This is a genomic window from Mesorhizobium sp. B4-1-3, assembly GCF_006439355.1.
Lineage (GTDB): Bacteria > Pseudomonadota > Alphaproteobacteria > Rhizobiales > Rhizobiaceae > Mesorhizobium.
Genome location: NZ_VFTG01000010.1, coordinates 79,584 through 101,155 on the forward strand (window position 1 = coordinate 79,584; position 21,572 = coordinate 101,155).

Below are 21,572 nucleotides of genomic sequence, written 5' to 3' on the forward strand. Positions count from 1 at the left end.
GCGCTGCTCAGGCGCTGCCTTCCGCAGGGCTTTCCTCGTCCAACTCATGCGGCACTGGCCGATAGGCATTGGCCGTCAACCACTCGGCCAAAATTGTTTCCACCAGATCGAGTTTCGGCCTACCCATCTCAGCAGCCAGATCGTTCAGGATCTCACCCGTGCCGGGCTGAATGGCGACTCCGCCAACATTCCGCAACAACAGCGCGGCGCGGCGAAGCAACACCTGCAGATCGGCTCGCGAGGCGTCGCTGATGTGATCGGCGGCTTTTCCAACTCTTCCACAAACTGGTGGCGAGACATCGATGTGCCTTTCTCTGGTAACAATTTACGCAACTCCTGACCGAGCTCGTTGAGAGCTCTGGTGATTACATCCACCGCCTGCAGGTTGATCGCAATTGCGATGTCCTCTCCCAACGTTTCAAGTGTCAGCACTCCAACCTTGTCTTCGCCATCGCTGAGCATTCCAATTGACACGCCCGTAGGCATATGAGGTGGTTTCCGGTCCATGTCGTTTTTCCCTAAAGGAATCGCTCTCCGTCTCCCCGGTGCTCAAAACAGAACCAGTGCGGCTCTTGTTTCGGCTTGGCAAAGCCCCAACCCGCATCCTTGCCGCAAGAAGGATGCTCACAACAATGGTGGTGGACGCCGGGAGCGGTCGCGTATTCCGCCGGTGGCAATCTGATTTCGTCGCTCATGTTGCTCCCGCCCTTCGGTCTGAGGAGGAGGCCGTGGAGCGTAATGATGACAGAGCATCAAGCCGCTGCTGAAGACGGCCATTCAGCACGATCATCTCCTTAAGCGCCTTCAATGTATCGCCTTTGTGGAGGGCAATGAACTGATCGGCCGTAGCTTGAAGCGCAGCCTCTTGGCGGCTGTCGAGCCTGACAATGTGGTCCATTTCACCGACTCCTAGCTGTCCAAGCTCTTAGTGAACAAAACGGGAACAAAATTGTCAAGGTCGAATTGACTCGGCGAGGAGCAGGTTCCTATGCGTGGACCATGCCTGAGCCCAGCAGCAGAACTCGACGCGTCGTTCAGACGCTAAACCGAGCCCATGAGATCGGGCAGTTAATCCGTGTTCGCTGCATCAATTGCAACGTTACGCGGCACTATCTGCCGGGTGATCTGGCCAAGCTGATGGGGGACATTCCGTTCTGGGATGTCGAGCGGCATATGCGGTGTGAGCGCTGTCGTCGTCGGGAGTTCGACGTGGACATTTTGCTGCCCAGCGCCGCGCAGCGCGTGAACATACAGATTAGGCGGCTTGTAGGAGTTCGTATTGTGCGGCGGGTGATGTGGAAGGATGATGCGCCAAACGACTAATAACGACTCTGCTACCTACCTGTTGGAACCGCCGGAGGCTTAATGTCGGTCCGATAAAACCACTGCATTTCCAGCTTTAAATTCAGCACAGGGTCATCAGGTCCGGGGACTCCCAGCCCCACACATTCCATTTTTCTATTCCTATAGTTTGGGACTTCGATCCAACCGGTGCATTTATATCGCCTCGGATCGTACCCCCGATAGTATTTAACGTACGAGATAACGACAGTTTTCGCCCCGTCCAGCATTTCCTCACGCAACCTGTGACAATCTGAATGCTCCGGGTTAATCAGCTTAGATGGCTTAACCGCCCATAACTTGTAAGGCGCTTTCCGCGTGTATTGCAAACCGCTGTCGGTAAAGGCTTCCGCATGTATCTTTTCGCGCCGCCCGTAGAGGGTATACGAAACATTCCACGTGACCTGGAAACTGCGCAGTTTTGCGAGCGCGTTATCCGCCTCGGTCATTGGGCGGCAATCCACGGGCTCGGCTCGCTGGTCGTCCTTCAACTTAGCCCACGACGCTATTGGCAGGCAGGTCATACCGAAAAGAACGACCGTGGCGCTCACGAAGACCGTATTCAAAAATCTCATAGTCGCCATCCACCGGGCTAGAACAAGGACCCCTGAGCCGGTGCTTGCTGCGGAACCTTGATCTGCGTGGCGGGTTTCTCAACCATGATCAGGGCATCGTCAGGTGCTGTCCGCTGCAAAAGCCTCGCCTCCGACCGCGGCGCAGTAAGCCACGTCTCGGTTTCCTGTTGCGTGGTCAGGATGACCGGCATTGCCATTCTCGTGAATGGGAGCAATCAGCGCGTTCGGCTTGGTCGTCATGAAGCCGTAGACCTGATGGTCGCGGGGGCCTTCCTTGACCTTGCGGACTCCGTGCCACGGCGTCCACAAACCAGCGAAGAAGAACAACGGGCGCTCCTCGTTCAATGCGAACCAGAAGTTTCGCTGTATGCCGGTCTCTGGATCCCTGTCGTTTGGGGTTGGGCTCGGTTCGGCAAAGCCCGTTACCGGCACAACGCACCGGTTTTCGACGCCGACAAATTGCTGCCAGTGGGTATATTGAGGGTTTCGGACATTGGTAGTACCGGAATCCGCGTTGCCCCTGATCCGCTCCGGCGGTGTCGGCATTCCCCATCGGAGATTGGCGAGTTCGCGCTGGCCGTCCGCGGCGTTGCGCACCACAGCGCCGAATTGGTTGGGATAGATATCAACGGATGGCTCTAGGTTGCCCAAGACGTCTCGCAGGGTACGCGTCCACTGGCGGATGGCTTCTTGACTGGTGGTGATGTTGTAGAGGTTACACATACTTCGCAATCTGCATTATCGCCGAGCCTTCCGCCAGATATCCGCGTCGCCTACTGTTGGGTACGAGCTATAAGGCGAACATGTCCGCGCAACTCGCCCTCTACTCCTCATTCATCGGCAGGAAACCTGGAATAGGTTCCAAGATAGCCATCCCAAGGCTTTCGACGGATCGCTCATTCGCCTGCATTCCGTGACAGTGAGTGACGGTCACATCGATCTGCGATTCCAGCGCACCGCCCTGTCGGCATACGTGGCAAGCAGGGATCCTGGATTTGAACGCCGCTTCCCGAATGCCAGCCGCGCCGATCCGATGGGTATCACGATTGTGGCTCTCAGCAATGATGGTCATGTGCTCGTTACGAAACGAGCGCTCGATGCCGAGCAGAATCCCGGAGCTCTGTACTTCGTCGGCGGGTATGCCGACGCGCAAGACAAAGATGGTCCAATAGATCTGTTTGTTGAGGCGGAACGGGAGCTAAGAGAAGAAACAGGCGAGGTTGAGGTTGATCGATCTGCGTCCCTGCTGCTCGGGATCGGATATGACCCACACTACTGCCACCCGGAAGCAACTGTCATGCTGGTTTTGAACATTCCGGGGGATAAAATGTTGCGCCATGTGGGCAAAGCGAAGGATGCACGGGAGGCACATTCGTTCCACCTCGTGACCCTAGAGTCCGTAGTGGACGACACTGCCGTCAAGGAGCTTGGCGGTCCGGCGACGTGGAGCTTCTGCCAAAGCAGCGCGCTTCTGCGAAAAGTCTCCCCGTTGCTGCTCGGCAATTGCGGCTGAATGTTGGGGCTAGCTCTCCGCGACGGAGCCGCTTGAGGCAATTGCACTGTTAGCGCTGTCAATTCTTCCCTCGTCTCTCTTGGCGTGGAAGAATTTCCTCTGCGCACGTGACATTCTCTTATTGAAACTTCCAAAAAGATAGCCGCCGGGCAACACGCATACAATCCCGGTGAATACGTTATTTGGGACGAATAGGGATAGCATCGCTAGATCTACACAAACGATAGCAGCAATACCCATTACCGTGGCGAGCGCATCTTGCCACATACGATCCATCGGAAGGAATTTCTCCATCCATGGCATTACCAGCGGGTTCTTATCCCAAAACTGGTCAATTCGGATGGGCTCTTGTGGCATGGCTCTAGACGATCCGCAGGCACAACTGACCGGAGGCCATTATGGGCCCAGATGTTAAGACAAGACCAATCACAAGCCCGGCACTATCGTGACCCGGCCCCAAACCAGCGGATGAGCGCGGGGGCGGGCGCCAACGTCGCCTATCTTGCCACTCCGCGTTCGTTCAGAATTCGATAGACCTGCATCCGTGAGCAGCCCACCAGCTTCGCAATCTGCGTTGGACTATAGTTCTCCTCACTGAGCGCCAGCACCTGTCCTCTATCGAGGCGCTGTTTGCCGCCCTTACGCACTCCTTCGCGTTTGGCTCGCTCGATGCCCTCGCGTTGCCGCTCTTTGATGAACCTGCGTCCATCTGCGCGACCATGCCTAACACTGTAAGCACGATATGGCCCATTTCGCCGCGCGTTGAGACGTGCGGGTCCAGGACCGTCACGAACGCCCCTCGTTGCTCGCACTCATGGATCAAGTTGAGAACGTCGCGGGTGTCACGACCGAGCCGATCTAGACGGTTGACGACCAGCTCATCCCCCGGCCTCAGGAAGTCGATGATGGTCGCCAATTTCTGTCCAGTACAACCGGGCCGGGCTCCTTTCGCGCCCTCGCTGCTCGTCTCGCTAAGCGCCTCGGCTTCAACAGCTCAGGCCAGTCAAAACCACTTTTTACCTACCGGTAACAATTGTGATTCCGCAGGAACAGGTTTCGGTCTTCCTTTGGAAGGAGAAAAAGACTGGGGCCGCACGGGTGGACGCATGATGAACCGCATAAGAAACGGCGGCGGCCTGTTCGAGGCCGCAATGGTCGCGGTCATGGCCTTGGCGGCTATCGGAATCATCCTCGTCATTGCCGTGGGGGTTTACTGACGTCGTTCAGCCCCGCTGCTCAATTGCGCTTGAGCGGCAATCCACGTCCACCGGGGGCAAACAGATACGGTTCATCTGATCCCCCGCTCCACAAATGCCAATGAGGCGCCTGGAAATGAATGCGCAGCAAGTCGCGCTTTTAAAATCAGCGGCATAGATCGGAACGAATATCAAATGATGTTATTCGGGGGCCATCCTATGCGCTTGCATCCGATCGCGGCCTCGTACCGAGGCTTCGGGCAGAGACCGGCATCACCGAGGCACAGGCATTGGAGTTGATCTCGCTCGTCGGTACGAATTGGTCCTCCCTGCTTCGAGAGGCGAAAGCCATCAAGCTGAGGTCGCCGGAATCTCCGCCGTAGGCGCATTTCTAAGTGCTCGCGCTTGTCCGCAAGCCGATTTCTAATGACGTGGGAACATTAGCGCCCGGGGCAAGTTCGGCACGTAACTCAATCCGGTCACATGATTTGGCACACGACCCGTCCTCGAATGTTTTAATCCGTAAGCTTCAGAACATCTCCGCCCTGACCCAGTCAGAGATAGCTATCTTAGAAGGCATCCCACTTCTAAAGAAGGACTATCAGGCCAATCAGGACATTGTCCGCGAGGGAGATCGACCCACTCATTCATTTGTCGTGTTGGAGGGCTTGGTGGGATCAACCAAGCTTACCGGCGAGGGCAAACGGCAGATCACCTCATTCTTTGTCCCGGGAGATATTCCCGATCTGCACGGAATGCATCTCTCGGTTCTCGACTGCACCTTCTCATCCCTCACTCGCGCCACCCTAGGCTTCATGCGGCATGACGCCATGCAAGCGGTCTGCGATCAACATGCCTCCATAGCAACTGTGCTTTGGCGCTCGACACTGATCGACGCAGCGATTTATCGAGAATGGGTCACCAATCTCGGAAGGCGCGACGCCTATGCTGGCATGGCTCACATTCTCTGCGAACTGATCGTCCGCCTTCAATCCATGGGGCTCATTGAGGATCATGTAGCGGAGCTTCCGATCACCCAGACTGCGCTTGCCGATGCGTTAGGCTTGTCCACCGTGCACGTGAACCGAGTGCTTCAGGAATTGCGACGAGACGGGTTGATAATCACCGACGGGTCGCGATTTCATGCTGTTGACTGGGGCGAGCTTGTCCGAGCAGGAGATTTTGACGCCACCTACCTGCACCAAAGGACCGCGAAAACATTGTGATGGCGAGCTGGCTCGATGGCGAGATACTTCTTCGACAGCGGTGACCGCGACACTGTACTCAAGGATGAGGTGGGCATCGAATGCGATGGCATCGAGAATGCGCGTCGTGAGGCCATGCAAGGTTTAATAGACCTGACGAGAGAAGCCCTTGAGGACCTCAATGGCCAGCAGTTATTCATCGAAATCCGCGACGAGCATGGTGAGAAGCTGGCGAGATTTAGCCTGTCTCTGCATACGCAACTGAGGGACCAAGAGGCCAGCGATTTGCGGTGATGGTCAAGCTGCATGTCTTGCCCACATGCAGGAACGCGAACTCCCTGCATCCCCATCTTTTGAAATTTGGTCAGGCGGCCACCAGGACGGGGCGCATAGCGGTCGGACCTGTTACATCAGGTTTTAGGTTTGATAGCTGGCTGTCACAAATGGCTACCAGCTGATCTGATGTTACGGCTGCCGACACTGGCGAAGTTACGTCACCCGGGGGTATACCCTGTTGTGCTGCCAGCAATACCGGTTACGGCATGTCGAGTGACGCAGCAAGGTCTTCTCGCGTGTTATGGTTCCCGCGATTGAAAATGTACGCGACCAGCGCATCACGGACTAGGAAATCGGCTTGAAAGACTGTCATGCGCCCGTCTTCGTCATAGAGAGATGGACGACCGAATTTCGCCTGCGTCGGACGTGTTGCACAATTTGCATGGTCTCAACGTCGCCAGCTACTAAAACTGCTGTCCGCTTGGCGGTAAGATCGTGAGATGTCCCATGTTTTGGGTATCCGTGAGGTATTCTAAGCAAGACCAGAGGCCCAATAGGGCTTCGTCAGGTTCATGACCATCCAACGCCCGGCAGTACATGGTGAGGCCGTGGTAAACAGAATGCCGGAGGGGTTCCGGTCAATCTTTTCCCACCAACTCCGGATGTTTTGACGCTGTGCGTGAGGTCCTCCGGCGAATGAAGGCGACTTTAGGTCATGGGACCAACGCGGCTCATACCAATAAATAGGTGTGGCAAGCGAACCATCCAGATTGTGGAGGGTTCGGAAAGGACCGATTCTGAACCGATTGACGGCATGTCTCTTTTCAAGAGAGCTCAACGCGCCGACGTATCGGTTTTGATTATTGAAGACGTTTATCAAGCCTCTGAATATGTCCACGATCTGAACGGCTCTGTCGTGAGCTTCATGGAAGCCTCTCTCGGAGATCACGACCTTCAAATATGTTCGGGCGTTGTCGGGATCCTCAATGCCAGAGTTTGGACTTCCGGTCGAAATTGCCGATCGTCGTTCAGTCAGCGCCTTGCGCATGAAAGAGGAATTGGCGGACTTCAGCCAAAACAATCTTATGCCATCTGAGGATAGTGAATTTACGAGGGGCATTTACTCATACGTGACAGTTAGAAGCAGAACAAATTGATGCTGAGTTCTTGATAAATACCTCTGGTAGGCTGTCTCGCAGGCGCGAAGGGGGCCGCAAGCGCCGCCAGAATGATCCGCGTCTATAGGCAGTCGGCGTACAGTCGATTCGGCTCACTCCGGCAGCATGCGGTCGGCGGTACCGTCGTCCCGGTCCTCCGCAATCTCGGGCCAGTAAGTGCCGCCGATGTCGCAGATGGCGCTCGCTCCTCTTCCGAGCAGGCGACGCGCAAGGAATGCGATGATGGCATTACATCGCGGCTTCTTGCTCCATCTCTTTCATGTCCTGAAAACGGTCCGCGATCCGCGGGTGGACCCGTCCGCCGTCCGCCGCGCCGATGGCCACGACGATCTCGTCGGCGGCTGGACCGTCGGCGATCTGAAAGTTGGCGGTGATGAAATGCGAGCGGCGGCCGTTCTGGCTCTTGTGCATCATCGGCAGCGACAGCAGCGCGCCCGGCGCGTTGCGCGTGTTGCAGAATTCGAGATAGGTCGTGCCGCCGACAGCGTCGCGGAACACGTTGCCGAATCGGAGCGTGTGGATCATCGCGGAAGCGTGCTCGATCTCGCCCGCCACCCCCACGGCGGCTGCCTTGCCGTAGCTCTCGATGCGCTCGGAAGCCATAAGCTCGAGCAGCCGACGCGTAAGTTCATACCCCAGACGGGGTGCGATGGCCACGATCTCCGGCCGCAGGTCCTCGACGAAGCCGCGTCCGGCCCAGGGATTGCGCACCACGCCGGCGACGACAATCGATGTTACCGGCTTGGCGGCCGCCTTGCCGCCTTCGATATGCACTTCCTCGATAAAGGTGCAGACTTTTCTCAATTCCATGATTTTTTGGCCTCGTTGCTGGAGGCTCAGCCTATTCGGGCCGGCTGACCAGGTATTCCTCCGGTTCGTAGGAAAAATCGGCGTGCACCGCGCTTGGAAGCAGTGTAGCGTTGGTATATCCGCGGCGGCTTAAATTGACCCCTCGCGGGGCGGAAGACGCGCGTGGATCAGGAGTCGCAAATTCTCTCTTTGCGGGACGCCGCCAGCCTCATCAATTCGGGTGGCGATCTCCAGTCGGTGCTGCGCGACCTCGTGCTGGCAGCCTGCCGCCATGCCAAATGGACGCTGGGCTCGATCATGAGCATCGATGCGCCGCATGGCCACGCCTACGTGATCGTGCGCCATGACCCGACGCTCATTCACCGCACCTTGCCGGATCGCTGGGAACTCGCCACCAGTCCTTCGATCGTCGCGCTCAACCGCAATGAACCTGTCTACATAAGGGACGCGCGGGTGTCGGAGGAGTTTCCCGGCTACCGCCGCGAGGCGTTCGAGCGCGACTACCGCAGCGTGCTTGTCATGCCGATGAATTGCGTCGACGAGGACGGACGGCCGATGGTGCTGACGGTCGTCTCGCGCGAGATCACCGAAGTGAGCGCCGAGGATATCGCCTTCATCGGCATGATCGTGCATCTGGGTGAGATCGCGGTGGAGAAACAGCACCGCCTGCACCAGGAGAAGCAGGCCGGCGAGCGCCTGCAGCGCGCCTTATCTGCACACACCTCGCTGCTGCAGCAGGCCCTGTCGGAAGGATCAGTGGCCGCTCTCGCCGGAAAGGTCGGCGAGCTGCTGCCCAACCCGGTCGTAGTCGTCGATTTCCACGCCAACCTGGTCGTGGCCGGCCGCTCGCCGAGCGAAGCGCATTTCGATGCCGCCGCCTGGCAACAGGCCGTCGGCGGCGTGCTCAACCGGCAGATCGTCAAGGTCGCGCGCGGGGCCTCGGACGCACGCCAGAACGAGACGCTGTTCGTTGACGACGGCAAGCACCGGGTCAGGCTTTCGGTGCGGGTCGAGCCGCTAACCATCGACGATGAAGTGGTTGGCGGGCTGATGATTTTTCCGACGCCCAAGCAGTCTGGCCAACTCGACCAGATGCTGCTCGACAGCGCCAAATTCGCACTCAGCGTGCAGATGATGCGCAGCTTCGTCCGCTTCCGCTTCGAAACCAGATCGCTGACCGAGCTTTTCCTGGAAGTCGTGGAGCGCCGCTGGCGAGATGAGGCGGATATCGTCAGTCGCGCCCGCCGGCTGGGGGTCAACCTGACCACGCCGCAAAAAGTGATCGTCGTCGACTACGCCGAGGAGGCCAAGGACGGCGGCGGTGATCTTGCCGATCCCCACCATGCATTGGTCCGTCTGCTGGAACAGGCAGCCGTGCCGGGCACGGTGATTGCCGTCGAAGGCGGCCTTGTCTGTCTCGTTGCGGACGATGGTGGCCAGGACGGCCTGCGTTTGGCGAAATTGCCAAGCAAGATCGCCGCAGAGCTCGGCCGCTATTTCGGGCGTGAGCCGGCGGTGCTGGTTTCCGAGACATGCACCGTACTGGCCGATTACCCGACCGCTTGGGAACGCTGCCGTCGCATGATCCGCATCGGCCGCTCCTTCGGACGCACCGGAGTCTTCACCGGCCAGGATTTTGGTCCACTGCCCATGCTCGTGGCCGCCGCCGACGTGCCCGATGTGCGCAACTTCGTCGACAAAAGCGTCGGCGCGCTGATTGCGCATGATCGCGAGCACGGCACGCCCTATCTGGACACGCTGTTTGCCTATCTGCGCGAAGGCTGTCGCAGCCAGGCCTGCGCCGATGCCATCGGGCTGCATGTCACGACCTTGCGCTACCGCCTGTCGCGGATGGAGGAATTGTTCGGCATCCAGCTCGACACGCCTGAACAGCGTTTCGCGGTTGAGTTGGCGATCCGCCTCAGCGGCATCATCGACAGCCGCGTGCCGGTCGTCCGCTAGAAGCGCCCCAACACTCCTGCCGTCATATCGCATCCGGTACCCAGACACGTGAGCGTCGCGCTCCCGCTTGCTCGGGTTGGCAGCAGCCCATCGCGAGCCCTTTCCTACAGATCGGAGGAAGAACGGGCGCGGGCTCCTGCCTACCTTCGAATCAACGATGTGGAGGAAGACAATGACCGATGCGGTGGCACAAAGGACGATCGATCCGATCGCCTTGCGTCGTGCCTTCGGCACCTTCGTCACCGGTGTCACCGTTATCACCACACGCGACTGCGACGGCAATCCGCGCGGCATGACAGCTAATTCCTTCACCTCCGTCTCGCTAGACCCGCCACTGCTTCTGGTCTGCGTCGGCAAATCGGCGTCGAGCTTTCGGGCGTTCAACGAGACGCAGTCCTTCGCGGTCAATTTCCTGCATGAAGCGCAGGCCGATGTGGCATCGGTGTTCGCGTCCAAGGTGGCCTCCAAATTCCAGTCGGTGAACCATGACCGCGCCCATACCGGCGCGCCGGTCCTCACGGACAGCCTGACCTGGTTCGACTGCACCGTTCACAACCGTGTCGAGGCCGGCGACCACATCATCCTGATCGGCCAGGTGCAGGCCTTCGGCACCAGCCCGTCGGCGCCGCTGGGTTTTTGCCGCGGCCGCTACGCCAGCGTGAAGGATCCGCTGCCTGCCGGCTGGCTCGCCTCGCAGGACATGATCATCGGGTATCTGGTCGAAGCAGGAAACCGCGTCCTCTTGCGTGCCGACGGCAAGGGCGGTTTTGTGCTGCCGACGGCGCGCCGCCGCAAGGCGGACAGCAAACTGGTGCTGGATGGGGGCGAGGCGCTGAGCCTCATCCCTGAAACCACTTTCGTCTATTCGGTCTTCGACATCGCCGACAGCGATCCTGGCTATCTGATCTACCGTGCCGAGCTCAGCCACGCGAGCGCGGAAGCCGCGCTGCCGAACGGCCATGCCTTCTTTCCCGTCGACGCGCTGCCCTACGAGCGGATCGCCACGTCCGAGTTGCGCGCCATGCTGCGCCGCTATGCTCGCGAGCGGCAGGACAAACGGTTCGGCATCTACATGGATTCCGGCGACGGCGGCCGGGTCGCGATGATCGACGGCCAGTCGAATTCGTGGACGCAGGCCGAGTCCGAATGACAATCCACGCAGGACAGACGGCATGAAAACGACGGTCGCATCGCTCGAAGGCTCGCGCCAAAAGCTGTTCATCAACGGTGCGTTCGTGGCGCCGAGGAGCGGGCACTATATCGACAGTTTCGACCCGACCACCGGCAGGCCCTGGTACCAATTCGCCGAGGCGACCGCCGAGGATGTTGGCGGGGCTGTCGAGGCCGCGCGGGCTGCCTTCGCCAATCCGGCCTGGCGGCGCATGACCCAGACCGACCGCGGCAGACTCGTGCGACGGCTCGCAGAACTGGTGCTGGAGAATGCCGACGAGCTGGCACTGATCGAGACGCGCGATAACGGCAAGCTGCTGAAGGAAATGCGGGCGCAGATGCGCGCCATGCCCGACAGCTACACCTACTTCGCCGGCATGGCCGACAAGCTGCTTGGAGACACGATCCCCGTCAACAAGCTCGACATGCTGAACTTCAACCTGCGCGAGCCGATCGGGGTCGTCGGCATGATCACGCCGTGGAACTCGCCGCTGATGCTGCTCACCGGTACGCTGGCGCCGTGCCTGGCGCTTGGCAACACGGCGGTCATCAAGCCGTCGGAACATGCTTCGGCCTCGACGATTGCCCTGGCCGAGCTGATCATGGAGGCGGGCTTTCCCGCCGGCGTCGTCAATGTAGTGACCGGCACGGGAGCTGTCGCGGGCGAAGCACTGACGCGCCATCCGGGCATCGCCAAACTGGTCTTCACCGGCTCGACCGGGACCGGGCGGCGCATTGCCGCCAATGCGGCGCAGAATCTCATCCCTTGCTCGATGGAGCTTGGCGGCAAGTCGCCGCATGTCGTCTTCGGTGACGTCGATGTCGAGCATGCCGTGAACGGCGTCGTATCGGGAGTCTTCGCGGCCGCGGGCCAGACCTGCGTCGCCGGCTCGCGCTGCTTCGTCGAGGCGAGCGCCTATGACCGCTTTGTCGAGGCGCTGGTCGAGCGAACAAGGCGGGTGCGTGTCGGCCTGCCGATGCTGGAGGAAACCGACGTCGGCCCGCTGGCGCTGTCGGCGCAGCTTGGCAAGGTTGAAACCTATGTCGCCTCGGGCGTGCGCCAAGGCGCGCGGATAGCGGCCGGCGGCAAGCGACCGCAAACGGACGAGCTCGCCGGCGGCTGGTATTTCGAGCCGACCGTGATGATCAATGCCCACAACAGCATGGAGTTCATGCAGGAGGAGCTGTTCGGTCCTGTCGTCGGCGTGATCCCGTTTTCGTCGGAGGACGAGATGATCCGGCTCGCCAACGACACGCGCTACGGGCTCGCCTCCGGCATCTGGACGCGCGACATCAATCGCGCGCTGCGCTTCGCAAGGAATGTCGAGGCCGGCACGGTCTGGATCAACACCTATCGCGCCTCTTCCTTCATGTCCGCCAATGGCGGCTTCAAGGAGAGCGGCTACGGGAGGCGCGGCGGCTTCGACGCCATGGAGGAGTTCTCGCGCCTGAAAAACGTCGTGATCGACTATTCCGGCGCCATGCAGGACCCCTTCATTATCCGCCTTCGCTGACCATGAACCCGACCCAAACCGGGAGACCCAGATGAAATTCGCGGTTTCGCTGACCATGGAGCGCTTCTCACCCGACACCCCGATGGCAACGGTGAAAGGCAATCTGCTCGAGCTCGCGCGCATGGCGGACGAGGGCGGCTTCGAGACGCTTTGGACGGCGGAGCACCATACGCTCGAATGCACGATCTCGCCCAATCCGCTGATGACGCTGACCTGGCTTGCGCAGCACACCGAGCAGATAAGGCTCGGCACGTCGACGCTGGTCGCCCCCTATTGGAGCCCGATCCGTCTGGCGGGCGAGGCGGCGCTTTGCGACCACCTGACGGGCGGGCGGCTGGAGTTCGGCATCGCGCGCGGTTCCTATCAGTACGAGTTCGACCGCATGGCCGGCGGCATGCCGCAGCAGGAAGGCGTTGCCTATCTGAAGGAGCTGTTGCCAGCGGTGAAGAAACTGTGGGCCGAAGACTACGCCCATGACGGCCACTACTGGAAGTTCCCTGTGGCCGCTGGCGTCCCGAAGCCGCTGCAGAACCCGCACCCGCCGATCTGGGTGGCCGCGCGAGACCCCGGCACATTCGATTGGGCGGTCGGCATCGGCGCCTCGATCCTGTCGACGCCGTTGTCGGCACCACCGGCCGAGATCGGCGTGCTCGGCGACAAGTTCCGCAAGGCCGTTGCCGATCATCCGGAAGTACCGCGGCCGCGCCTGATGATGCAGCGGCGCACCTGCGTCTACGACCGGGCGCAAGACTGGGAGGTCGCGGTCGGGCATGCCATCGACTATGGCCGCGCCTTCGAGAACTTGTTCCAGAATATCGGCACGGTGCGAAGCGGCTTTCCCGAAGCGGTGCCTTACGAGAGCGTCAAAGGCAAGGACAACTACAATCCCGAGAACATCCGCCGCAACCTCATGTTCGGCACCCCGGACGAGGTGATCGAGAAGCTGCTCGACTACGAGACTGCCGGCGTCGACCAGTATTGTCTCGGCCTGACGTTCAACCTGCCGTTTGAGCTACAGAAGAAGACGATCAAGCTTTGGGTCGACGAGGTGATGCCGGTCTTCGCCGCGCGCGAGCGCGACAAGGCGCGACAGGTGGCGAGGGCGTGATCATGGCCCGCTCCGGTCAGCTTGATGTGCAAGGTGTGCTGCTCAACTGGCGTCTTGAGGGCGAGGGCGGCGTGCCGCTGGTCTGCATCCATGGCGTCGGTTCCTACCTCGAAGCCTGGAGCGGCGTAGCCGAGCGGCTCAAGGATCGCTTCGCGGTCCTTGCCTTCGATCTGCGCGGACACGGGCGCTCCAGCCGCGTCAAAGGTCGGTACGAGATCGACGACTTCGTCGGCGAGACGTTGGCGCTGGCGGACCATTTGGGGTTCGCGACTTTCAATCTTGCCGGGTTTTCGCTGGGCGGCTTGATCGCGCAGCGCCTTGCGCTGACGCATGTGGAGCGGCTGCAAAAACTGGTGCTGTTGTCGACGATCGCCGGCCGCACGCTCGAGGAACGCCATGCGGTGCGCGGCCGGCTGGCGACGTTGATGGTAAGCGACGCCCCGGCGCACCACGCCGCCTCGTTGTCGCGCTGGCTGACGGAGGATTTTCAGGACAGGAACCCTGACATCATCGCGGAGCTGCGCCGGCGCGACGCCGAGAACGACCGCGATTGCTACGCCGCGGCTTACCGGGTTCTCGCCGAAACCGACTTCGGCGGCATCCTCGACCGTATCACCTGCCCGACGTTGATCGTGACCGGCGAGAACGACCAGGGATCCAGTCCTCGCATGGCGCGGCTGATGCACGAACAGGTACAGGGCTCCGAGCTCGCCATCCTGCCCGGGCTTCGCCACTCGATCCTGATCGAGGCGCCGGCTCTCGTCGCCGAAACCATGGCCGACTTCCTGTTGGGTGCCTGCTGCAGGAGAGGAGATCTCGCGCGTGGGTAGCGGTCTCCGCGGAGCAGGGGAGGGTGTTTCGTTCAAAGCGCCGGGTGGCACCTCGCTGGGAACAAGCCAGAGCTTTTCGTGTGAGCGAAGGAACGACGGAGGCAAACATCCTCCGCGGCGGCGGAAGACTGGGCCGGCGCTGGCGTCGCTAAATCCACGAGCCGTCGAGACGGCGCCGACCCGTCGGCAGGGATTGCGAGATCATGACCGCTGAACGGGCATGAAACGCATGAGACTGAACAACAACAAGGGAACACACGAAAATGACATTCTGGAACAGACGACAGCTGACGATGGCAGCACTCGCGCTGGCGCTTGGCGCCTATCCCGCCCACGCAGGTGCGGTGCTCGACCGCGTGATGGCCGCCGGCACCCTCAAGGTTGCGACCGATGCCAATTGGGCGCCGCAATCGTTCGTGAATGCAAACAATGAACTCGACGGCTTCGACGTCGACGTGGCCAAGGCGATCGGCCAGCATCTCGGCGTCAAGGTCGAGTTCGTCACGCCCGGATGGGACATCATTACCGCCGGCAACTGGGCGGGTCGTTGGGATATGCATGTCGGCTCGATGACGCCGACCAAGAAGCGCGCAGAGATCTTCGATTTTCCGGCGGTGTACTATTATACCCCGGCAGCGGTCGCTGTGCACAAGGACAGCAAGGCCAAGACGCTCGCCGACCTGGACGGCAAGGTGGTCGGCGCCACCAGCACCTCCACTTTCGAAGCTTATGCCAAGAAAGATCTTACGCTCGACGCCGCCGGCGCGCCACCTTTCGAGTACAAGCTCAATCCGAAGGAAGTGCACTCTTACGAGAATTCGACGACAGCCCTCGACGACCTTCGCCTTGGCGACGGCGTACGCCTGGATGCGGTGGTCTCGTCGCTGCCGTCCATCCTCGATGCCGAGAAGGCCGGCTATCCTATCAAGCAAGTCGGCGATCCGGTGTTCTACGAACCGCTGGCAATCGCCATCGAGCATGGCGACCCGGAACTGTCGGCCAAGATCGCCGAGGCCGTGAAGCAGATGAAGGCGGACGGCACGATGAGCAACTTGTCGGAAAAATGGTACGGCCAAGATTATTCGAAGACGAATTAATCTCTCCAAGGGCGGCCTGCCACCAGCAGGCCGCCGAACCGCCGGTGCTGAAAAGATGCTTTATCAGGATACCGTCGAGGCCGAAGTCCTCGTTCACAAGCCCTGGTTCGTGGCGACGATGTTTGGCGTCGTCCTGCTGGTCTTCATGGCCTTCAACCTGTCGGGCACCGGCTTCGCCGAACTCATGCGCCCGGTGATCGGCGAACCGCAAACGAGCGGCATCTACGGGCGCTTCGCCATCGGTTTTGCCATTGCCGTGATGTTCACGCTCAACGTCGTGCTGATTGGTTTTGCGCCGCTCAAATTGCAGATCGGCATTGTGTGGCTGGAACTGCTGCTCCTGTTCATGGCCTTCTTCGAAACGTTCCACCTCAGCTTGCCTTTCATCGGCGAGAAGCTGCCGTTCCTGATCACCCAGGGCGTCGCCACCACCCTCTATGTCTCGGCGATTTCCATCGTCATCGCCTCAGTCATTGCCGTGGCCGGCGCTGTCGCCAAGCTCTCCAACAATGGCTTCGCCTATGCCATTGCCAGCTTCTACACCTCCTTGTTCCGCGGCCTGCCGCTTCTTATGCAGGTCTATCTGATCTATCTCGGGCTGCCGCAGCTCGGGTTCGTCATCAATGCCGTGCCCGCCGGTATCCTGGCGCTGTCGCTGTGCTACGGCGCCTACATGACCGAGATTTTCCGCTCGGGCATCCAGAGCATCGACCGCGGCCAGTGGGAGGCTTCGCGCTCGATGGGGTTCGGCTTCGCTTTGACCATGCGCCGCATTATCCTGCCGCAGGCGCTGCCGGTGATCATTCCGCCGACGGGCAACCAGTTCATCTCGATGCTGAAGGATTCCTCGCTGGTTTCCGTCATCGGCGTGTGGGAGCTGATGTTCCTGGCGCGCACGCTTGGCCAGAAGACCTTCCAGCACATGGAGATGCTGATCTCCGCCGCCATCATCTATTGGATGCTGTCTATCTGCCTCGAACTGATCCAGTCCCGCATCGAACGGCACTATGGCAGGAGCAAGATGCGATGAGCACCGAGGCTATCATCGAAGTCAGGGCCGTTTCCAAATGGTACGGCCAGTTCCATGCTCTGAAGAACATCAACCTGACGGTGCACAAGGGCGAACGCATAGTCATCTGCGGGCCTTCCGGCTCGGGCAAATCGACACTGATCCGCTGCTTCAATCGCCTCGAAGCCCATCAGCAGGGCGAGATCGTCGTCAACGGCGTCGCGCTGCATGGCAGGATGAGCAACGTCGCGGCCGTACGCTCGAATGTCGGCATGGTCTTTCAGCACTTCAATCTGTTTCCGCATATGACGGTGCTGATGAACTGCATGGCCGGGCCGATGTGGGTCAAAGGTGTTTCGGCCGTCGAGGCGCGCCAGACGGCGCTCCAGTTCCTGGAGCGGGTCCGGATTCCCGAACAGGCGAACAAGTTCCCCGTCCAGCTTTCTGGCGGCCAGCAGCAGCGCGTGGCGATTGCCCGCAGCCTGTGCATGAAACCCGATGTGATGCTCTTCGACGAGCCGACCTCGGCCCTCGATCCGGAAATGGTCTCGGAGGTGCTGGAGACGATGACGGGGCTGGCCCGTGACGGCATGACGATGGTGTGCGTGACGCACGAGATGGGCTTTGCCCGCGCGGTTGCGGACCGCGTCATCTTCATGGACGCCGGACAGATCCTTGAGGAGGGCACCCCCGACGAGTTTTTCGGCAACCCGCGTCATAATCGGACAAAGTTGTTCCTCAGCCAGATACTGAAGCATTAAACCATCCAGCAGAAGGCCGTTTTCGAGTGAAGTTTTCGGAAACCGGAAAGCCGGTCCGTGTTCGCAAGGACAAGCCTTCTGCCGTCGTTGTGGGGCCTTCGGCGCCGCCGTCCGTCGTGTCCACATAACTACGCAACAGCCTTGGGAGCCCGTCGGCTCTGTCGGCGAGCTTTTTCTGGACGACGCAGCTTTCTCTTTGAAGGCGAACCAAAACACAGCGGCCTCGGCCTCGTCGGTGACTCGCACCCACTCCATTTCGTCGCGCCTTCGCCTGGAAGTCGCGGCCAGTTCCTATTCTGGCGGTGTCCAGCGGTGTCTCGGCTATCACCGTTTGACTTGCTGTCACCGCTTCACCGGCCATCGTCTCGACCACATAGCTTTTCGTGCATTGCGCTCCCATCGGTCACCGAGCAACGATGATCGCAAAGCCTTGTTCCTGCTCGAGGCACGCGTGCGCTTGGCACCCCGGCCTAGCTGAATGGACGATGACTATTCATAGGCCACCACCTGCGGAGTTCGGTCGCCAGCACGTCAAGACATTTCGCATCGGGCGCGTAGTTGCCCCCAAGCGCAGGATACCGCTCCGTCTGCGGCCGATAGAACTTCAGCCAGTTCGGCACGTCCCCGAAGGGGGAACGTTCCTCGCCAGATTCCCTTCTCCAGCGTGACTGTGCCCGTCTCCGAATCGTATGTCGCAGTTGCTTTCATGGCGGCGTTATAGGCTGGTGTTCCTGAAACAAAGCCAGGGTCCGATCGTTTGCGAATTGCAAACCAGCGGCTGCGCCATGCCGCCTACTTCGATCAGGAAAGCCGAGTACGATCCCGCAAGTAAGACCTTGTCAGTCTGGTTTGTGGCCCTCGACAAGCACTACTATTTCGAGGAAGTCCCTCCGGCATTTGTGCGGCGTCCCGGTCAGCGTTTGTCAAGGGCCGCTCCGAGGCTGCTTGACTTCAGCAGAGGCTTTCGCACGCCGCGCGGACGCCGTCGCATCTAGCTTACCGCGCCACGAGCAGTTCTGCAGATACGACCGGGCCTAAGTCGCAGGAGTTGACATGTGCTTACACGTCCTCCGCGGATCGCTGGAATAGCTGCTCTGCGCGACAAGCCGGCGGCTCATGATGTCGAGCGGCCGGCTCGGGGAGCGCTCGCTGTCGGAATGCGATGCGCGCTAGTCCAGGGCACTTTGAACTTGCCAACCCATTAGACCGCTCGCCGCTCCTGGCCTCGCCGGTCGTGGAGCGTAGGCACCCTTGGCTGTAGCCGGCTAAATCTAGCGCCTAGCCGTACTCGACCACTCTCTGGCGCCGTCGGGTGCACCGTCCGTTTGCAGACGAATCCCAATCCGATCCGATGTCACGAACGTGTACTTAGTCGACCAAATCCGGCGGACATCGCCCGCTTGCGAAAAGTTCGACTAAAAACCGCCGCCGAACTTATAGCTGAGGCGAGCCATAACAGCGTCCGCTCTGGCCTTGACCTTATACGTCTCGGGATTGTCGCCCAGGGAGCCGTCGTCGAACACGTTGTTCCCGGTGCTGGTCTTTGAGCCGAGATTGATGTGCGTGTAGTCGATGCCGAGGCTAAGCTTGTCGGTAAGGGCGTAGTCGACCCCCAGACCTAGCGCGTAGCCGTTGTGCCACTCGTTCTGCTCGTAGGTAACCAAAGCATCGTTGTCTCTTGCCTTGAACCCTACCTCGCCACCTGCATAGCCGCCCTTGGCGTAGACCAGGAACCGGTCGAACGCATAGCCGACCTTACCAACCACCGTCGCATAGTGCTGGATCCTGCCGGTCTCGGTGTCGGTGTCGGGAAAGTAGGGACTGACAATCGTCTTCCGGATGCCAGTCGCGGTCCAAGAGGCTTCACCGCCGAACACGAATTGGTCCCATTGATACTGGGCACCAACATGTACGCCACCAGCAATATTTGTATCGCGGAAATGAAACCCCTCGGTCCCCGCTGGAACCAGATCGGTGAAGAAGCCACCGCTCGGCTGAGTAAAGTCGGTCGCACTGACGGTCCCAGTGGCGACGCCTATGTGTGCGCCGGCGTAAATGCCGCTCCAGTCGTAAGCCGACCCGGCAACCGGAGTAACCAAGTCAGCCGCATAGCCAGTTGTTGTGCTGAACACGACCACTGCAGTTAACGCTAGAAGTTTTCTCAAGGTATTTGCTCCCCAACTTGAACCCAAGGTGAGCTTAGCAGTATCATGAGCTTTGTACTGTGGCGGATATGTCGCACGGCGACAAAATCAGGGGTTGCACCGGCGAGGGTTGCGCGTCTCTGAGGCGCGTCCACCGCTTAACGTTTGTGAAAGCATCTGCCGCAGACTGCGCGCATCATGGTTTCGCTCACCCCCGTCACCCCGGCGGGGACCGGGAACCATGCCAACCTTTCACCCGCTGGCTCCGTCCGGCGGGTTTTTTGTTTCGTGCTCACTGCTGCCGGGGATGTAACGGGCCTCTCCTGACGGCACTTTTGCGGCGAATTGGAGCGTGAACAGGAGCCGATCTTGGTCATCTGTCACGTTCATGATCCACGGTGTCATATGGTCCCAGAAGGACTGCTTAGCGTCGTTTATCATCTCGCCGGCAGCGCGCACTGCTTCCATCCGCGCCGCATCCAGATCGGGGAGATCGACACCATCTTCGTCGGGGATGAAAGTGCCGTTGTCGACGTGGAAAAAATATCTGGTCATGCTGCTCTGGCCCATTGGACAGAACCCCAACTCTCAGAGAACCACTTTTGTTGCCACGTGGGGTTCCCTTCCTGCTTGACAACCACCGATAGCGCGGGCCAGTTACGTCGCGTTATGAGGGACCAACCGGGGGACTTTTGATGAAGAAGACCTATGAAAAGCCTGTTCTTGTTCGCAAGGCCAAGCTTTCTGCCATCGTTGCTGGACCGTCGGCGCCGCCGCCCATCACTGTTGGATGATGGTTAAAGAATGCCAGGCCCGTCGGCTTCGGTCGGCGGGTTTTTATTGCTCTGTGAACCCTCGCTCCACCACTATGTCGGCAAAGTGAGTGGTTATTCTGCCACCTGGTTCTGGTCGTGGGCTGCGCCTGATCGTTTGCGCGGGCTTGCGCGTTTGCCGTTGCCGCACATGTCTAGCGCGCGACGGAAAGCAACCGCGCTGACGTCGCATTTTTGTTTTGAAGGGCCGTTCGAATTGATGACGATTCTGGCCTGCTCAATCGTTAGCCCGTGCTTTAACGCCAGTTCCGCTGGGTCATAGGTTTCCGCCCAAGCTGGTGCCGTTGCACTCCTGCCCTGCATGAAAACCTCCTTTTATTCGGGCAGTTCAACGCTGTCTCGCCAAAAAGGTTGCTGAGCTGCCCCTCGCGCTTGGCCGGAACTTTACCCCAGCCGAGTACATTCCTTTCTGATGTTTAGTGACAAAGAAACACTGATCGTTGAACTGTGCCTTCTGCTGGCTGTGCCGATCTCCGTCGCTCTGGCCGTGTTGTCAGAGGTGATACTTCACTGATGAGCGCGCGCGCCGGCTTCGTCGTGGCGATCTTCGAAGCAATGCAGCAGCGCGACGGCAGCTTGGCGTAGCAAAATGGAACATATCGCGCGCTGCTGAGTTGGGAACAACGGGTCGAACCCCTGGAGGGGTGTAGCCGCTGGAGAAAGTCTAAGGAAGGACCGTCGCCTACGTTAAGTAGCTGTGACGGGCTTTCCGCTGGCAGGAGTTCGTCTGCCATTGTGCACGTCCGTGAGATGGATGCATCGCTACGACATCGACCTTGATCCGGAAGGCACTTGGTCGGTGGTCGACCTCGACACGGGGCTCACCTGCGAAATCGGAGGTCTTGTGCTGGAAGGCCTTCGTTTCAAGATCGCAGACCAATTGGCCTCGTTGCTGAACGACATGGACCGCCAGAGAAGGCGACTGCATTAGCCGCTTTCGGACGGGCTTCCACCAAAGGTCATTTGAACGCGAACCAAAACACGGCGGCGTCGGCTTCGTCAGTAACTCGCACCCACTCCAACTCGTCGCGCCTCTCGTGGACCTCGCGG

Annotated in this window: 21 protein-coding genes and 2 pseudogenes; 15 read left to right on the top strand and 8 right to left on the bottom strand. The window is 59.9% G+C overall.

What is annotated here, in order from left to right; translation table 11 throughout:
• Positions 1 to 144: 144 nt before the first annotated feature.
• From FJW06_RS30945 to FJW06_RS15235, 3 genes and pseudogenes are all read right to left on the bottom strand, one after another.
• The gene (locus tag FJW06_RS30945) at positions 145 to 507 is read right to left on the bottom strand and encodes a hypothetical protein (protein WP_181178318.1); all 363 of its coding nucleotides are present in this window, start codon (positions 505 to 507) and stop codon (positions 145 to 147) included.
• 184 nt (positions 508 to 691) lie between these two features.
• Positions 692 to 898 (bottom strand): hypothetical protein, encoded by a 207-nt coding sequence (locus FJW06_RS15225; RefSeq protein ID WP_140753016.1) that lies wholly within the window; start codon positions 896 to 898, stop codon positions 692 to 694.
• Between the two features lie 1,035 nt (positions 899 to 1,933).
• Positions 1,934 to 2,639: pseudogene (locus FJW06_RS15235) on the bottom strand (SOS response-associated peptidase).
• Between the two features lie 196 nt (positions 2,640 to 2,835).
• Here FJW06_RS15235 and FJW06_RS15240 point away from each other — a divergent pair.
• The gene (locus FJW06_RS15240; RefSeq protein ID WP_140753020.1) at positions 2,836 to 3,429 is read left to right on the top strand and encodes an NUDIX hydrolase; all 594 of its coding nucleotides are present in this window, start codon (positions 2,836 to 2,838) and stop codon (positions 3,427 to 3,429) included.
• A gap of 497 nt (positions 3,430 to 3,926) precedes the next feature.
• Here the strand turns inward: FJW06_RS15240 and FJW06_RS15245 are convergent.
• A pseudogene (locus FJW06_RS15245) lies at positions 3,927 to 4,345 on the bottom strand (recombinase family protein).
• Between FJW06_RS15245 and FJW06_RS15250 the strand changes: the two are divergent.
• The 4 genes from FJW06_RS15250 to FJW06_RS15270 all read left to right on the top strand — a co-directional run bounded on the left by FJW06_RS15250 (position 4,335) and on the right by FJW06_RS15270 (position 7,202).
• Positions 4,335 to 4,646 carry a hypothetical protein gene (locus tag FJW06_RS15250; protein WP_181178320.1) on the top strand — a complete coding sequence of 104 codons (312 nt, stop codon included), beginning with the start codon at positions 4,335 to 4,337 and terminating at the stop codon, positions 4,644 to 4,646. The pseudogene FJW06_RS15245 and the gene FJW06_RS15250 overlap by 11 nt on opposite strands.
• Positions 4,647 to 5,020: 374 nt before the next feature.
• Complete coding sequence (locus tag FJW06_RS15260) at positions 5,021 to 5,851, top strand: Crp/Fnr family transcriptional regulator (protein WP_246674619.1); 831 nt, start codon at positions 5,021 to 5,023, stop codon at positions 5,849 to 5,851.
• A gap of 15 nt (positions 5,852 to 5,866) precedes the next feature.
• The gene (locus FJW06_RS15265) at positions 5,867 to 6,124 is read left to right on the top strand and encodes a hypothetical protein (protein ID WP_140753024.1); all 258 of its coding nucleotides are present in this window, start codon (positions 5,867 to 5,869) and stop codon (positions 6,122 to 6,124) included.
• 796 nt (positions 6,125 to 6,920) lie between these two features.
• Positions 6,921 to 7,202 carry a hypothetical protein gene (locus tag FJW06_RS15270; RefSeq protein WP_140753026.1) on the top strand — a complete coding sequence of 94 codons (282 nt, stop codon included), beginning with the start codon at positions 6,921 to 6,923 and terminating at the stop codon, positions 7,200 to 7,202.
• A 310-nt stretch (positions 7,203 to 7,512) separates the two neighbouring features.
• On the opposite strand, the gene FJW06_RS15275 is transcribed toward FJW06_RS15270, so the two are convergent.
• On the bottom strand, positions 7,513 to 8,094 hold the full coding sequence (locus tag FJW06_RS15275; protein WP_140753028.1) for an amino acid synthesis family protein: 582 nt from the start codon (positions 8,092 to 8,094) through the stop codon (positions 7,513 to 7,515).
• Between the two features lie 162 nt (positions 8,095 to 8,256).
• Between FJW06_RS15275 and FJW06_RS15280 the strand changes: the two genes are divergently transcribed.
• From FJW06_RS15280 to FJW06_RS15315, 8 genes are all read left to right on the top strand, one after another.
• Positions 8,257 to 10,056 (top strand): helix-turn-helix domain-containing protein, encoded by a 1,800-nt coding sequence (locus FJW06_RS15280; protein ID WP_140753030.1) that lies wholly within the window; start codon positions 8,257 to 8,259, stop codon positions 10,054 to 10,056.
• Positions 10,057 to 10,228: 172 nt separating this feature from the next.
• Positions 10,229 to 11,206, top strand: coding sequence for a flavin reductase family protein (locus tag FJW06_RS15285; RefSeq protein ID WP_140753032.1), 978 nt, complete (start codon positions 10,229 to 10,231; stop codon positions 11,204 to 11,206).
• Between the two features lie 22 nt (positions 11,207 to 11,228).
• Positions 11,229 to 12,740, top strand: coding sequence for an aldehyde dehydrogenase (locus FJW06_RS15290; protein ID WP_140753034.1), 1,512 nt, complete (start codon positions 11,229 to 11,231; stop codon positions 12,738 to 12,740).
• A 31-nt stretch (positions 12,741 to 12,771) separates the two neighbouring features.
• Positions 12,772 to 13,848, top strand: coding sequence for an LLM class flavin-dependent oxidoreductase (locus FJW06_RS15295; RefSeq protein ID WP_140753036.1), 1,077 nt, complete (start codon positions 12,772 to 12,774; stop codon positions 13,846 to 13,848).
• 2 nt (positions 13,849 to 13,850) lie between these two features.
• Positions 13,851 to 14,678 carry an alpha/beta fold hydrolase gene (locus FJW06_RS15300; RefSeq protein ID WP_140753038.1) on the top strand — a complete coding sequence of 276 codons (828 nt, stop codon included), beginning with the start codon at positions 13,851 to 13,853 and terminating at the stop codon, positions 14,676 to 14,678.
• Between the two features lie 263 nt (positions 14,679 to 14,941).
• Positions 14,942 to 15,775, top strand: a complete 834-nt coding sequence (locus FJW06_RS15305) for a transporter substrate-binding domain-containing protein (protein ID WP_140753041.1) — start codon at positions 14,942 to 14,944, stop codon at positions 15,773 to 15,775.
• Positions 15,776 to 15,830: 55 nt separating this feature from the next.
• Complete coding sequence (locus FJW06_RS15310) at positions 15,831 to 16,805, top strand: amino acid ABC transporter permease (protein ID WP_140753042.1); 975 nt, start codon at positions 15,831 to 15,833, stop codon at positions 16,803 to 16,805.
• Positions 16,802 to 17,545, top strand: coding sequence for an amino acid ABC transporter ATP-binding protein (locus FJW06_RS15315; protein ID WP_140753044.1), 744 nt, complete (start codon positions 16,802 to 16,804; stop codon positions 17,543 to 17,545). The genes FJW06_RS15310 and FJW06_RS15315 overlap by 4 nt, the downstream gene beginning before the upstream one ends.
• Before the next feature lie 1,415 nt (positions 17,546 to 18,960).
• Here the strand turns inward: FJW06_RS15315 and FJW06_RS15325 are convergent.
• Together FJW06_RS15325 and FJW06_RS15330 are read right to left on the bottom strand one after the other, a co-directional pair.
• Complete coding sequence (locus tag FJW06_RS15325; protein WP_140753046.1) at positions 18,961 to 19,710, bottom strand: outer membrane beta-barrel protein; 750 nt, start codon at positions 19,708 to 19,710, stop codon at positions 18,961 to 18,963.
• Positions 19,711 to 19,941: 231 nt separating this feature from the next.
• Positions 19,942 to 20,244 carry a hypothetical protein gene (locus FJW06_RS15330; RefSeq protein ID WP_140753048.1) on the bottom strand — a complete coding sequence of 101 codons (303 nt, stop codon included), beginning with the start codon at positions 20,242 to 20,244 and terminating at the stop codon, positions 19,942 to 19,944.
• A 140-nt stretch (positions 20,245 to 20,384) separates the two neighbouring features.
• Between FJW06_RS15330 and FJW06_RS15335 the strand changes: the two genes are divergently transcribed.
• A complete protein-coding gene (locus FJW06_RS15335) occupies positions 20,385 to 20,483 on the top strand; it encodes a putative RiPP precursor (protein WP_140753050.1) in 99 nt (32 codons plus the stop codon).
• Positions 20,484 to 20,576: 93 nt separating this feature from the next.
• On the opposite strand, the gene FJW06_RS15340 is transcribed toward FJW06_RS15335, so the two are convergent.
• Complete coding sequence (locus FJW06_RS15340) at positions 20,577 to 20,825, bottom strand: hypothetical protein (protein WP_140753052.1); 249 nt, start codon at positions 20,823 to 20,825, stop codon at positions 20,577 to 20,579.
• 451 nt (positions 20,826 to 21,276) lie between these two features.
• On the opposite strand from FJW06_RS15340, the gene FJW06_RS30140 reads away from it, so the two are divergent.
• Entirely contained in the window at positions 21,277 to 21,453 is a 177-nt protein-coding gene (locus FJW06_RS30140) for a hypothetical protein (RefSeq protein ID WP_181178321.1), read from the top strand.
• Positions 21,454 to 21,572 lie beyond the last annotated feature (119 nt).